Source organism: Micromonospora sp. CPCC 206060 (genome assembly GCF_036906895.1).
In the GTDB taxonomy this organism is placed as follows: Bacteria; Actinomycetota; Actinomycetes; order Mycobacteriales; family Micromonosporaceae; genus Micromonospora.
Window position 1 is genome coordinate 1 of the sequence record NZ_JBAKHU010000062.1, and the last position, 12898, is coordinate 12898.

A 12898-nucleotide genomic window follows, 5' to 3' on the forward strand; every position below is an offset into this window, starting at 1 on the left:
ACTCACCCCATATCGAAATGATCAACCGGTGATCGCCGCCAACCGCGTCGGTGGATCGAGGCTTAGGGGTCTCGCGCGAGCGGGATCTTCGGGGTGCCTCCGATGCCCCGGTCGTGGTCGGTGGATCCGGTGACGTCACTGGTGGTGCCGATGACATCAGAATTAACGTATACATTTGCATCGTTGGCGGCCGCATCACTCGCGCATCAGCTTTTAGCTGCTGAAACTCCAAATCACGCAAATGTGACTGGGGTTCTGACGCTGCTGGCATTGGTAAAACAATGTGACGATCCAGAGAACGCTTGGTGACGAGCCGATGTAATCCCCATGCCATTGCTATACTTCGATGAAGCTGCGCGGCTGACTGAGGTCTGTTGATAGCTGTTGTTGAGCTGATTGGTAAAGGGGAAACGGTGGGACGAATCAAGTGGAAAGCCGCCGCAATGGTCGCGGGGGTCGTTGTCGGCGCTGCCGCAACTGTGGTCAGTGCCACGCCTGCCCAGGCTGCATGGTCTGCCTGCCCGGCCAACTATTCGTGCTACTTCCCCCAGGTTTCGGGTGGAGGGACGCCCTGGCTTGCGCCTTCCTGCGGCTGGCATAACCTGCCCTTCACCGTCGTCTCGGTCTGGAATCGGGGTAACGGCACGATTTCCTGGTACATCGGAAGTTCGTTCACCGGTTGGACAACCCCGGTTGGTTACCAGGGGAGTAACGGGGCACTTGCTGCGGATCGTGTTTACGTCGCCTGCTAGTGCCCCGTCATTGAACGTTGACCGGGTAACCCGTCGGTTGTGAGGCCGTGTCGGGCAGGCTGTCTCTCATCGGTTGATGGTGGGAGGTGGTGCCGAGGTGGGTAGACGCCCGGAGGTGTTTGTCCGGCAGGTGTCGATGGCCGAGGGGCAGCGGTTGCAGCGGATCACCCGGACCGCGAAGGACCCGGTGAAGCTACGTCGGGCGATCGTGGTGCTGATGTCCGCCCAGGGACAGCCGGCCCCGGACATCGCTCACCTGCTCAAGGTGACCGAGGACTACGTCCGTGACGTGATCCACGCGTTCAACGAGCGGGGGCTCGACGCACTGGACCCAAAATGGAGCGGGGGCGCACCGAGACGGATCGATGAGCAGACCCGTGACTGGATCTGCGTCATCGCCCGGTGCGACCCCCGCTTCCTCGGCACACCGTTCTCCTGCTGGTCGCTGGCCAAGCTCCGCGACCACCTCATCGACGCCGGCTACGTCGCGGCGATCAGCGTCGAAACCGTGCGGCGGGTCCTGCACGAACGCGGGGTCTCCTGGCAGGCGACGAAGACGTGGAAGGCCAGCACCGACCCTGAGTTCACGTCGAAGATGCGCCGGATCCTGGACCTCTACGATCATCCGCCCGTCGCCGGGCGGGTGATCTGCGTTGACGAGTTCGGGCCACTGAACCTGCAGCCTCGCCCCGGACGCGCCTGGCGCCCGAAGGGTCAACCCACACGGCTACGGGCCACCTACACCCGCGACCAGGGCGTGCGGCACATGATCGCCGCCCTGGACCTGACCACCGGCAAGCTGCACTACCGCATCCGCGACCGGAAACGCTGGCGCGAGTTCCTGTCCTTCCTCAAGGTGCTGCGCCGCCGCTGGCCCGACCAGACCCTCTACCTGATCCTGGACAACTTCTCCCCGCACAAGCACCCCGAGGTCCGTGCCTGGTGCGCGGCCAACCAGGTGGAGTTGGTGTTCCTACCGACCTACGCGTCGTGGCTGAACTGGATCGAGGCCGAGTTCGCCGCCGTGCGGTACTTCGCCCTCAACGGCACCGACCACCGCAACCACGCTGAGCAGGATGCCGCCATCGGCGGCTACATCCGCTGGCGCAACCAGCGAGCACGCCCGAAAACCGGATTCGCGATCAACTCAAAGATCCGCCACCCGGATTGCCCGTTCAAGGCTGCATGACGAGGCACTAGTAGGCCCGGTTCTGATATCCGTCCAGCCGGGATGGACAGGGCTGCGAGGTGTAGTTGATCGGCTGGATCGCTGCCTGCGCAACTGCTGCCCGACCAGCTCCGATCCTCCCCACTTGTGTCCCGCGCCCAGGCGCGGGACACAAGTGTCAACCGGCCAGCTGGCGAATGGCCCGGTGTCCGGGCGCAACGAAAACGGCTCGGCGGCCATGACGCGGCACACGAGCTGGGACCGGCCAGGCGTGACCGTCGCTGGAGCCGGCACGGCCAGGTCAGCGGGCCGGCAGGTAGGCGGCGGTGCGGACCAGGCCGTTGGCGACCAGGAACCGGCCGGAGATCACCGTGGGCGGGTCGGTGACCTGCCCGGCCGCCTCGTCCACCTTGGCCTGCACGATGTGCGCGACGAAGGTGCCGGCTGCGTCGACCGGACCGGACCCGGCCCCCGCGTCGGGGTGGATCTCCAGTCGGGCGTCGTGGAAGCCCAGCCAGGCGCGGACGATCGGGTGCCAGATCTTGTAGACCGTCTCCTTCGCACTGAAGATCACCGCCGGCCAGGAGATGTCGTCGTCCTGCGCCGCCCACCAGTCCAACTCCTCCGGCAGGCAGACCATCCGGCGTACCCCGGGGTCGAGAACCTGGTGCTGCTCGGCGTCGATGCCGACCGACCGGATCTCGTCGCTGCGGGCGGCGACCGCGGCGCAGTAGCCGTTGGTGTGGGTGATCGCGCCGACCACCCCGGAAGGCCAGACCGGGGAGCGGTCCGGGGCCGAGGTGACCGGTATCGGGGCGAGACCCAGCGCGGCCAGGGCCCGCCGGGCGCAGGTGCGCCCGGCGGCGTAGTCACGGCGCCGGCTTTCCACCGCCCGGGGGCTGAGGCACGCCGCCTCCTCCGGCAGCAGTGTCCCGGTCCAGTCCGCCGGCCCGGCCACCGCGACGGCGACCGCATCGGGGAGGAGGTCACGCATCGTCGTCGTCCTTTCCGAGGTACGTCTGAAGCCGGGCCACCTCGGCCTCGATCTGTTCCGCCGGCACAGGCGGGGATTCCGGCCAGAGGGTCACCTCGGGTACGCCGTCGCGCGGCGTCCAGGTGCCGACCACCCGACCCTGGTGCACCACGGTCGGGGCGATCCAACCGGCGGCCAGGCTCACCGAGCTGCGCCGCCCGGCCGGGATGATCATCGTGTCCTTCGTGCCCGGCCCGAGGATCCACTGGTCGAAGGCGGGCAGCAGGCGTACCCCGTCGACGGGTACCGCCGTGGCGATGTCGTCGACGTCGGCGGCGCGGGCGTACGCCGGCTCGCCGTCCACCGCCACGGTCACCAGTTCACCGGTCGACACCAGCTCGGCGAACCAGGAGCGGAGGGTTGCTTTCCGGGTGGCGCCCCGGCAGAGCCAGGCGTCGAAGGTCTCCGGGGTGGCCGGTCCGTACGCCCCGAGGTAGGCCGGTACGACGGTGGTGGCGGCTACCGCCGGGTCGGGCAGCCCCGACCAGTCGGGCAGGTAGGTGTCCGGCCGGGTGAAGGTGACCCGGCCGGCCCGGCCCCTGCCGCTGGCCGGCTCCACTGTCCGGGTCGGACCGTTCACCGGATCCGTCGTCCGGGTCGGACCGCCGTCCCGTTCCGTCGTCCGGGTCGGACCGTTGATCAGCAGCCCCTGCCAGGCGAGGGGCTTGAGCACCGCACCCCAGCCGGAGGCGAGCGGGTCGGCGAGGCCGGCGTCCCCGGTCCGCTCGACGATCTCGGCGGCCAGTTCCTCCCGGGTCAGGATCCGGCCGTCCAGGGCCGCGTACGTCGCCTCGGCGATCGCGTCGAGCTGCCGGACCGTGACGAAGGTGCGCTGCCAGGCCCCCTTCTCCCAGGTCCGGGCGGCGGCCAGCAGGGACAGGTAGGCCGGGGCGTCGGCGGTGGTGAGCAGGTGCAGGGTGCCCCGCATGGCCCAGGTCCGCAGCAGCCTTCGGTCGGCCAGGGCGGCGGTCACCGTACCCGGGGCCGGGTGGGCCTGCCGGGCCGCGACGGCCTGCGCGGCGGCGGACGCCACCTGCGCCTGTACCCCGCAGAGCCGCGCCACGACCGACACCCCGTCCGGGTCCGCATCGACGCCGGTACCGGTCGGCCGGTGCAGCAGGTGCCGGCGGAGCCGCCACGCCAGAACCCGGTCGGCGGTCAGTTTCACGGTCGCCATCACGGGTGAAAGTACCGCAGTGGGCAACGTCCGGGTAGGCACCGCGTCATGGACCGACAAGGCTCTGATCGCCTCCGGCTGGTACCCGGCCGAGGCGGTGACGCCCGCCGCGCGGCTGGGCTACTACGCCAGCCGGTTCGACCTGGTCGAGGTCGACGCGACCTACTACCACCCGCCGAGCGAGCGGACCGCCGGACTGTGGGTCGAGCGGACCCCGGCGGACTTCCTGTTCAACATCAAGGCGTTCAGCCTGTTGACCGGCCACCCCACCCGGCCGGAGGCGCTGTACGCCGATCTGCGGCCGGGGACCGACAAGCGGTACGTCTACCCGGCCGATCTGCCGAGGCGGACGTACGAGCAGGTCTGGGACCGGTTCCTCTCCGCTCTCGGTCCGCTGGTGTCGGCCGGGAAGCTGGGTGCGGTGCTGTTCCAGTTCCCGCCCTGGTTCACCCGGTCCGCCGCCCGTCGGCAGACCGTGCTGGAGGTCGCCGCGCGTTGCCGGCCGCTGCCGGTGGCCATCGAGTTCCGGCACTCCTCCTGGTTCACCGACGACGCTGCCCGGGAGACGGTCGACTTTCTGCGCGCCCACGAGCTGCCGCTGGTCTGTGTGGACATGCCGCAGGGGCATCCGTCGTCGGTACCGCCGCTGGCCGAGGTGACCGCCGACCTGGCGGTGGTCCGGTTCCACGGGCGCAGTGACCGGTGGACGAGTCGGGACATCGAGGAGAAGTTCCGGTACCGGTACCGCGAGGAGGAACTGCGGGAGTGGGTACCGAGGCTGCGGGCCCTGGCCGGTCGGGCCCGGGAGACGCACGTACTCATGAACAACTGCGCGGGTGACAACGCGCAACACAACGCCGCCCAGTTGGTCGACCTGCTTGACGGGCTCGGCGGGCTTGACGGGTGAGGCGGGCTCGACGGGCTCGGCGGGCTTGACGGGTGAGGCGGGCTCGACGGGTGAGGCGGGCTCGACGGGTGAGGTGTTAGGAAGGGCCCCTTCCTATACCGAAAGCGATAATAAGGGGCCCTTCCTTGCACTCAGCGGCGGCGGGTGAGGCCGAAGCCGACCACGCCGGCGACGGCGGCGAGGATCCCGCCGGCCGTGCTCCAGAGCCAGCGTGACGAGGGGGCGGGCAGCCAGTCCCCGAGGTCGTACCCGTCGTCCTCCTCGGCCGGTACGGAGTTGGCCTCGGCGTCGGTCAGCACCTTGCCGGCCTTGACCGGCGGGACGAGCGGAGCGGCGAGGCTGCCGTCCCCGCCGTCCCCGCCGTCGCCCTCCCCGCCGGCGCCGACCAGGAGTTCGACCTCCACCGGCAAACCGAGGTCGGGTTCGGCCACCGTACTCACCGACAGCCGGATGTAGTACGTGCCGGGCAGCGGGTCGCCGGACCACGGCTCCGCCCAGGAGCGCACCGTGCGCAGGGTACAGCCGAGCTGCACCGTGGTCGTGCCGGCCGGCACGGTCGGGGTCTGCGCCCCGGCGGTGCACGCCTGCCGCCGGCGCAGGCCGTCGAAGACGTCGATGGTCCAGGTCGCCGGTCCGGTACGGGCCCGGCCGGCCGGGTACGACACGGTGGCGCGGATGTCGGGTACCTCGCCGGCTGAGGCGGGGAACGCCCAGTAGAGGTACTCGCCGTGGGAGGCGCCGACCCGGACCGGTTGGCCCGGGGCGATGACGGTGGCGGTGAGGAATGACGTACCGGCCTTGGTGACGGTGGCCGCCCCCGGGGAGGGGGAGGGGTCGGCCAGGGCGGCACCGGCCGGCAGCAGTCCGAGACCGGTGGCGGCGAGCAGCGCGGCGAGCCGGCGGACGGTCGGGGTACCCATCAGTTCCTCCAGGTGGCGACCCACCAGCGGGTCAACAGGCCGGCGAGCAGGCCGGTGAGCAGTCCGGCGACGGTGAGCAGGGCGAGCAGCAGCCAGCCCCGACCGAGGTCGGGGGCACCGGGGCCGGGTGCGGAGTCGACCACGTCGATGGTCAACTCCACCGGCATGCCGGGGTTGGTGCCGGTACCGGCCTGCGGCGCGAGCGAGTTGCTGATCACCAGGCAGACGAGGACCGGTGCGTCGGTACCGGACTCCCCGTCCGCCGGACCGTCGTCCTCCCGCTCGTCGTCCGGATCGGTCGCCGACCAGCGCAGGCCGGCGGAGAGGATGTCGGTGCGTCCACTGCCGGCGTCCGCGCCCCGGACCAGTTCCCGGCCGTCCGGCGCGGTGGCCCGCAGCAGTACCCCGTAGTCCCGGTTCACCGGCCGGTCGAGCGCGATGCTCACCGAGGCGCGCAGTTCCTGCCCGGGTCGGACCGGTACCCGGTACCAGCGGTGCTCGGAGAAGCGTTCCCGGTCGGTGTAGACCCCGGGGGCGAGCAGCGGGGCATCCGCGCACTGCTCACCGCCGCCGACCAGGGCGGGGGTCTGGGTGTACGTGTCCCGGGCCCGGTCCACGAGTTGTTTGATCCGGCCGGTCAGTTCCTCGACGCTCTGTGCGGCGGTGTACGTGCCACCGGTGGCGGCGGCAATGCAGAGCAACTGCCGGCGCACCTTCTCGTCCGGGGCGAGGCCGAGGGTGTCCACCACCAGCCGGGTGCCCTGGGCGGCCAGTTCCCGGGCGACCTCGCACGGGTCGGGTGGGGCGCAGGTGTCCTCGCCGTCGGTGATCAGTACGATCCGCCGGGTCGTCGCACCGGTGCCCAGGTCCTGGGCGGCGGCGCGCAACGCGAGTCCGACCGGGGTGAAGCCGGTGGGACGCAGCGTGGCGACGGCGGCCTTCGCCTGGTTCTTGTCGACCGGGCCGACCGGCACGATCTGCTGGGTGTCCTGGCAACCGATCTTCTTGTCCTTGCCGGGGTAGGTGGCGCCGAGCACCCGGATACCGAGCTGGGTGTTGTCGGGGAGGGCGTCCACCACCTCGTTGAAGGCCTGCTGGGCGACGGCGATGCGGCTGCGGCCGTCGATGTCGCGGGCCCGCATCGAACCGCTGACGTCGAGGACCAGTTCCACCTTGGGTGGCTCGGGGGGCGGTTCCTCGTCGGCTGTGGCCGGCGGGGCGCCGAGCAGCGCCATGGTCATCAGCAGCCCGGACAGGACAGCGGCGGATCGTCGGAGGTAGATGATCACCGCGCGACTATAGCCATGTCCACTTCGGATGATGCTCCGGGCCGGAGGGGGCGCGGCCGGTGTCACTGTTACAGGCGGCCGGGGTCGGTCCGGGCTCCCCGGGGCCGGTAACGAATTCGGCCGCGCGGACGCTTACCGGTCTGGCCGATTGCCGGCACCGACCGGATCGGCCCGTGCGTCCGGGGCCACGCCCTGACCCTGACCCTGGCCTTCGGAGCCTTCGGAGCCTTCGGGTCGGCCGGGCCAGTCCTGCGGCGTGGATCGGGTGACGGCATCGAGGTGCGGGAGGATCAGCGCGGTCATGACCAGCCAGACGGATGCCGGACCGGGTTCCGGTGGAGCGGATGCCGGGCCGGGCGCGGCCGGTCACCTGCCCGAGCGGCCCGGCTGGACCTGTGCCGAGTGTGGTACGGCTTGGCCCTGCCCCGCCAAGCGGAGCGGGCTGCTGGACGAGTACGTCGGTACCGGGGCGGCGCTCGGTATCTACCTCGGCGCCTGCCTGGTCCGGGCGATGGGTGACCTGGACCAACTGCCGGTGGCTGAACTTCGGCACCAGTTCCTCGGCTGGCTGCCCCGGGCGGGCACCCGCCGGACCGGCTGACCACGGGGGACGGGCTGACCACCCGGACGGGGTCACCACCCGGACGGGCTGACCACCCGGACGGGGTGCCGGCCGGCAGCCGGCACCCGCGTCGAGCCGGCTCAGTACGCGTGGGTCACGGTGATCGTGATGTTCGAGCACGAGCTGGCGTAGCTGGTCAACGCGCTCTTCTCGGCATTGTCCACGGTCAGCCGCCACCGGGTCTTCACCGCAGCCCACTCGGCGATGTACCGGCACCGCTCGTACGTCGGCATCCAGGTTGCCGGGTCCTGGTCGCCCTTGGCCTGGTTGACGTTGTCGGTGACGGCGACCAGTGACCGTACGTCGCCGAGGTCGTTCGCGTACGACTGGCGGCGGGACGTGGTCCAGTTGCGGGCCCCGGAGTCCCACGCCTCGGCCAACGCGACCATGTGGTCGATGTCCAGGTCGGACGGGTTGGTCCAGTAGGCCGCGTCGTAGTACGAGTACCAGCGCCCGCCGGTGAGGTAGCAGCCCGAGCCGACCGACGGTCGGGTGACCGCCTCGGCGATGAGCACCTCGTAGCGGGTGTTGCAGCCGTCCCCGTCCGCGTCGGTCCAGTGCGGGAAGAGGTCGCGGCTGTAGCCGGTGCGGTTCTCGGAGGCGACGGGCAGGTCGGCGATCAGGGTGCGCAGCGGTACCGAGACGGTGGCGGCCTGGGCGGGGGCGGCCAGCCCGGCGGTGGCTGTGGTGAGGGCGGCGAGCAGGCCGGCGAGCCAGCGGAGCGTACGGGTCATCGGGACTCCCACGGGTCGTTGGTGATCGCCCGCCATTCCGCCTGGGGGAGCTTGCCGGCGGGCCTTCCCACCGTAAACGCAGAACGAACTCTGTCGATACCTCTGTGGCTGGTGGAAGTGGGCGCCGTCGATCCGCTGATCACCGTTCGGTGACCTTGGGTTCATGGATTGTCACATCAGATCACGTGCATGATGTAAACCACTTCCGGTGCGGTTCGTCGGTCGGAAATCTGACCAGAGGCGACCCGTTGTGCCGGTGATCCGGGGTGGTTAAGCTCAACATGCGCGCCCCAATCGCCCGCTTCCCCCGTGGCAGGCGATCGGGGCGCGCTTCTCTGTTATCCGGGGGCTGTTATCCGGCGCTGTTCCCGGTCTGGTCCAGTATTGCCCGTGGCCCCGAGTGGTGTCGGCGGCGGCTCGTCCGACCAGGGAAAACGTCAGTGGCCAAGACCATCTGGTTGATCGCCGGCATTGCCTGACATCGACGCCACTGCCCGGTCCGATGGTATTCCACCGGACCGGGCAGTGGCGTTGCGCCGTGGTTCTCCGGGCGAGGTCAGATCCAGCGGCCGTCGAGCCACATCCGGGCCGACCATTCGGCGTACGGGATCAGCTTGCCGACGAAGATCGGATGGAAGTACGCGAAGCAGGCCGCGACCACCAGGACGTACCCGCCGGCGATGATCGAACCGAGTAGCCGGCGGTCCGCCGCTCTCGCCGCTGCCGTGTCCTCAACGGCCTCCGGGTTCGATCCGGTGGCCGGCGCCCTATCGGCGGGGGCCGGGGTGTCCGGGGGCGGTGTGGTCGTCGCCGGCTGCCGGGTCGGCGGGCCGTCCTCGGCCGGCTGGCCGGGCGTGATGATCGCTCCGAGCACGTAGACGACGGCGAGCACCAGGAACGGCAGGGCCGGCGCCACGTAGAAGACGAACATGGTCCGGCCGTCCAGCGCGTACCAGAACCAGGGAAGCAGGCCGGCGGCGGCGCCGAGCAGGATCGTGCCGGCCCGCCAGTCCCGCCGGGCGATGCCCAGCCAGACCAGTGCGACCAGGGCCGGCAGGAACGACCACCAGAGGATCGGCGTACCGAGCAGCAGGATCTCGGCGGCGCAGCTGGCCGCCCCGCAGGCGCCCTCGCTGGACCAGTAGAAGGCCACCGGGCGGCCGAGCAGCAGCCACTGCCACGGCCAGGACTGGTACTTGTGCGGCCGGTCCAGCGTGGTGTGGAAGTCGTATGCGGCCCGGTGGTACTCCCAGAGGTTCTGCAGGGCGCCGATCACCGGCAACTCGTTCCTGCCCTGGGACTGGCGCCAGTGCCGGTAGTAGCCGCCGTCGGTGAGCAGCCAGCCCGACCAGGTGGCGATGTACGCCAGCACCACGATCATCCCGGCGAGGACCAGCCAGGGCAGCTCCGCCAGCAGCGCGTCCCGCCACGGTCGGCGTACCCCGACCGAGCGGCGCAGCCCGGCCTCCCAGATGAGCACCAGGATTCCGAACGCCGGGACGAAGTAGAGCGCGCTCCACTTGACCGAGATCGCACAGCCGAGCAGGACCGCCGCCAGCAGCCGCCACCAGGGCACCGCGGCCAGCGAGAACGCCGGACGCCCGGCCCGACCCGGCAGCGTCGGGTCCAGCCCGGCCTCCAGCGCCCGCAGCCACCGCCGGCGGCGTGCGTCCCGGTCGAGCACGATCGCGCCGAACGCGGCCAGCACGAAGAAGAGCAGGAAGATGTCGAGCAGGGCGGTGCGGGAGAGCACCAGGTGGAAGCCGTCCAGGGCGAGCAGCAGCCCGGCGGCGCAGCCGAGCACCGTGGACCGGAACATCCGCCGGGCGATGCGAACCAGCAGCAGGACGGAGAGCGAACCGACGAGGGCGGCGGAGAAGCGCCAGCCCAGCTCGTTGTAGCCCCAGATCCACTCGCCCAGGGCGATCATCCACTTGCCCAGCGGAGGGTGTACCACGTACGCGGCGGTGTTGTTCTTCTCGTCCCACTCGAAACCACGGGTGAGCAGGTTGTGTGCGTCCGTGGCGTAGTAGACCTCGTCGAAGATCTTGCCCTTGGGGGAGCTCAGCCCGACGAAGCGCAGGATGGCGGCGATCGCCACCACCACGGCGGTGGCGAGCCAGGAATTGACGTCGAAGCGGGCGTCCAACGGGGCCAGCCGGCGCCGGAGGATCGGCGGAAGGCCACCGCCGCCGGTCTCGGCGGGAAGGAGCTGGCCGGTGGGGGTGCCCGATTCCGGGCTGCTCCCGCTCGTGGTCTGCGCTGTCGACGCCTGGGTCACCCCGCGATCGTAGGCTGCTGGAGGGGCGGAAGGGGCGCTCCGCCTATGGTTGGCCGGCACGTGTGTCGATAAGGGAGTGGCGTTGTGGGTGAATTGTCCGATGGTGGACGCCTGATTCTGCTCGGGGCGCCACTCGGCAACCCCGCAGACGCCTCCGACCGGCTGCGGGACACCCTCGCCAGCGCCGACATCGTGGCGGCCGAGGACACCCGCCGGCTGGCCCGGCTGGCCCGGGACCTCGGGGTCACCGTCACCGGCCGGGTGGTCAGCTACTTCGAGGGCAACGAGGAACGCCGTACCCCGGAACTGGTCGACGCGATCACCGGTGGTGCGGTGGTCGCGCTGGTCACCGACGGTGGCATGCCCAGCGTCTCCGACCCGGGCTACCGGCTGGTGCGGGGTGCGCTCGATGCGGGCGCCCCGGTCACCGCCGCCCCCGGGCCGAGTGCGGTCACCACCGCGCTGGCCCTCTCCGGGCTGGCCTGTGACCGGTTCTGCTTCGAAGGGTTCCTGCCCCGTACGCCGGCCGGTCGGCGCAGCAGGTTGCGCGCCCTGGCCACCGAGGAGCGGACCCTGGTCTTCTTCGAGGCCCCGCACCGGATCGCCGGGGCCCTGGCCGACCTGGCCGCGGTCTTCGGCGCGGACCGGCCGGCCGCCCTGGCCCGGGAGTTGACCAAGACCTACGAGGAGGTGCTCCGCCGGCCGCTCGGCGAGTTGGCCGAGTGGGCGGCGGCCAGCCCACCACGTGGTGAGATCACCCTGGTGGTGGCCGGCGCGGCGCCGGCCCCGGTCGCCCGGCCCGACGACGCGACGCTGCGCGCCGAGGTGGCCGAGCGGGAGGCTGCCGGGGCGTCCCGCCGGGATGCGATCACGGCCGTGGCGGGCGGGTACGGCCTGCGTCGCCGGGAGGTCTACGCGGTGGTGCACACCACCGGCTGATCACCGTCCCCGCCCCGCCGCACCGTCTCAGAACGCGGCGACCAGGAAACCGCTGGCGAGCAGGACCGGCGCGCAGAACCCGGCCCACGTGGCACCCCGGCGGGCCCACGGCTCGGTGAACCGGGCCGCTCCGGTGGCCCAGCCGGCAGCCACCCCGCAGAGCAGGACCAGGCCCAGTCCGAGCAGCCAGCGCAGGTGGGCGACCGCGCCGGATCCGTCGACGTACGCCGTGGTGGAACTGGCGCTGACCATCCTCGCCGGAAGGACAGTGCGCGGCTGCCGCTGCTCCGGGCCGACCCCGGCGATCCGTACGCCGTGCACGACGAAGTCGTCCCCCAGGACGAAGTCACCCCGGCACCGCTGCTCCAACCCGCTACCGGTGCAGCCGGCGACCACCACCGTGCCGTTCCTGCCGTGCCCGACGGCTAGCCAGAACGGCTCGGCGCTCACCCAGCCGAAGAAGCTGGCCAGCAGCATCAGCAGGATCAGCAGCGCCAGCCCGGGTAGCGGCCCGTGGGGCACCGGTCGGGTGGGGCGCCGACGGCCCGCCCGACCGGCCAGGATCCGGGCCGGGCCGGTGTCCGGTGCAATCTCCTCCCGGACCGGTGTGCCGTCCCAGTGCACCTCCTCGATCGGCAGCCAGAAGGCGGGCTCCTGATCGCCGTCCTCCCCGGTACCGCCCGCCGGGCCCGGGTCGGCCGTGGGTACCTGGGGGCGGGAGCCGACCGGTACCCGGCGGGGTACCACGTGCGCCGGGGCGCCGATGGTCGGCTCGATGCCGCCCGGCAGGTCCGCGAGGGACGCCGGCCGGGACGGACGGGCCCCCGCGAACGGGGCCACCGTCGGCCCGGTGCCGGCCTGGTTGGCTGCGCCGGCCGGGCCCTCGGGGCTGGTCGGGCCGCCCTTGCTGCCCTTGCCGGTCGGGCCACCCTGGCCGCCCGGCGCGCCCCGGGCGTCGGGTACCCGGGGACGTGGCTCGGTCCCCGGCTCGGCCGTAGGGGCTGCGGACACGTCGGGGCGCGGGGCGTCGTCCGGCCGCGGCGCGGCTGGTCTGCCAGTCACGACGACCATTGGAC

The 12898-nt window shown here is 71.4% G+C and carries 13 protein-coding genes; 6 read left to right on the forward strand and 7 right to left on the reverse strand.

The annotated features are described in order from the left end of the window. Positions 1–129 precede the first annotated feature (129 nt). The 3 genes from V6U90_RS26760 to V6U90_RS26765 all read left to right on the forward strand — a co-directional run bounded on the left by V6U90_RS26760 (position 130) and on the right by V6U90_RS26765 (position 1941). Positions 130–309: a hypothetical protein gene (locus V6U90_RS26760; RefSeq protein ID WP_334442261.1), complete on the forward strand. Its 180-nt coding sequence runs from the start codon at positions 130–132 to the stop codon at positions 307–309. Positions 310–443: 134 nt separating this feature from the next. After that, positions 444–752, forward strand: coding sequence for a peptidase inhibitor family I36 protein (locus V6U90_RS34020; RefSeq protein ID WP_442933680.1), 309 nt, complete (start codon positions 444–446; stop codon positions 750–752). A gap of 97 nt (positions 753–849) precedes the next feature. After that, positions 850–1941, forward strand: coding sequence for an IS630 family transposase (locus V6U90_RS26765; protein WP_334442263.1), 1092 nt, complete (start codon positions 850–852; stop codon positions 1939–1941). 280 nt (positions 1942–2221) lie between these two features. Here the strand turns inward: V6U90_RS26765 and V6U90_RS26770 are convergent, their stop codons facing one another. After that, the gene (locus V6U90_RS26770; RefSeq protein WP_334442265.1) at positions 2222–2914 is read right to left on the reverse strand and encodes a 4'-phosphopantetheinyl transferase family protein; all 693 of its coding nucleotides are present in this window, start codon (positions 2912–2914) and stop codon (positions 2222–2224) included. Beyond that, on the reverse strand, positions 2907–4130 hold the full coding sequence (locus V6U90_RS26775) for a winged helix DNA-binding domain-containing protein (protein WP_334442267.1): 1224 nt from the start codon (positions 4128–4130) through the stop codon (positions 2907–2909). Before V6U90_RS26775 ends, V6U90_RS26770 begins: the two co-directional genes overlap by 8 nt. A gap of 19 nt (positions 4131–4149) precedes the next feature. Here V6U90_RS26775 and V6U90_RS26780 point away from each other — a divergent pair, with 19 nt between their 5' ends. Then, positions 4150–5037 (forward strand): DUF72 domain-containing protein, encoded by an 888-nt coding sequence (locus tag V6U90_RS26780; RefSeq protein ID WP_334442270.1) that lies wholly within the window; start codon positions 4150–4152, stop codon positions 5035–5037. Positions 5038–5168: 131 nt separating this feature from the next. Here the strand turns inward: V6U90_RS26780 and V6U90_RS26785 are convergent, their stop codons facing one another. Both V6U90_RS26785 and V6U90_RS26790 read right to left on the reverse strand, forming a co-directional pair. After that, on the reverse strand, positions 5169–5957 hold the full coding sequence (locus tag V6U90_RS26785) for a peptidase (RefSeq protein ID WP_334442273.1): 789 nt from the start codon (positions 5955–5957) through the stop codon (positions 5169–5171). Further along, positions 5957–7243 (reverse strand): VWA domain-containing protein, encoded by a 1287-nt coding sequence (locus tag V6U90_RS26790; protein ID WP_334442320.1) that lies wholly within the window; start codon positions 7241–7243, stop codon positions 5957–5959. Before V6U90_RS26790 ends, V6U90_RS26785 begins: the two co-directional genes overlap by 1 nt. 304 nt (positions 7244–7547) lie before the next feature. On the opposite strand from V6U90_RS26790, the gene V6U90_RS26795 reads away from it, so the two are divergent. Then, positions 7548–7847 (forward strand): hypothetical protein, encoded by a 300-nt coding sequence (locus V6U90_RS26795; RefSeq protein ID WP_334442275.1) that lies wholly within the window; start codon positions 7548–7550, stop codon positions 7845–7847. A gap of 101 nt (positions 7848–7948) precedes the next feature. On the opposite strand, the gene V6U90_RS26800 is transcribed toward V6U90_RS26795, so the two are convergent. Beyond that, entirely contained in the window at positions 7949–8602 is a 654-nt protein-coding gene (locus V6U90_RS26800; RefSeq protein ID WP_334442278.1) for an HNH endonuclease family protein, read from the reverse strand. 556 nt (positions 8603–9158) lie between these two features. After that, positions 9159–10883 carry a dolichyl-phosphate-mannose--protein mannosyltransferase gene (locus V6U90_RS26805; protein WP_442933679.1) on the reverse strand — a complete coding sequence of 575 codons (1725 nt, stop codon included), beginning with the start codon at positions 10881–10883 and terminating at the stop codon, positions 9159–9161. An 84-nt stretch (positions 10884–10967) separates the two neighbouring features. On the opposite strand from V6U90_RS26805, the gene rsmI reads away from it, so the two are divergent. Beyond that, complete coding sequence (gene rsmI / locus V6U90_RS26810; RefSeq protein ID WP_334442281.1) at positions 10968–11822, forward strand: 16S rRNA (cytidine(1402)-2'-O)-methyltransferase; 855 nt, start codon at positions 10968–10970, stop codon at positions 11820–11822. Positions 11823–11849: 27 nt separating this feature from the next. Here the strand turns inward: rsmI and V6U90_RS26815 are convergent, their stop codons facing one another. Then, positions 11850–12884 carry a hypothetical protein gene (locus V6U90_RS26815; RefSeq protein WP_334442284.1) on the reverse strand — a complete coding sequence of 345 codons (1035 nt, stop codon included), beginning with the start codon at positions 12882–12884 and terminating at the stop codon, positions 11850–11852. Positions 12885–12898: the final 14 nt, after the last annotated feature.

Bases quoted from the DNA above. Each gene is read 5' to 3' on its own strand.
- V6U90_RS26770 (WP_334442265.1), bottom strand. From the start codon at position 2,914: ATGCGTGACCTCCTCCCCGATGCGGTCGCCGTCGCGGTGGCCGGGCCG.
- V6U90_RS26785 (WP_334442273.1), bottom strand. From the start codon at position 5,957: ATGGGTACCCCGACCGTCCGCCGGCTCGCCGCGCTGCTCGCCGCCACC.
- V6U90_RS34020 (WP_442933680.1), top strand. From the start codon at position 444: ATGGTCGCGGGGGTCGTTGTCGGCGCTGCCGCAACTGTGGTCAGTGCC.
- V6U90_RS26775 (WP_334442267.1), bottom strand. From the start codon at position 4,130: ATGGCGACCGTGAAACTGACCGCCGACCGGGTTCTGGCGTGGCGGCTC.
- V6U90_RS26795 (WP_334442275.1), top strand. From the start codon at position 7,548: ATGACCAGCCAGACGGATGCCGGACCGGGTTCCGGTGGAGCGGATGCC.
- V6U90_RS26800 (WP_334442278.1), bottom strand. From the start codon at position 8,602: ATGACCCGTACGCTCCGCTGGCTCGCCGGCCTGCTCGCCGCCCTCACC.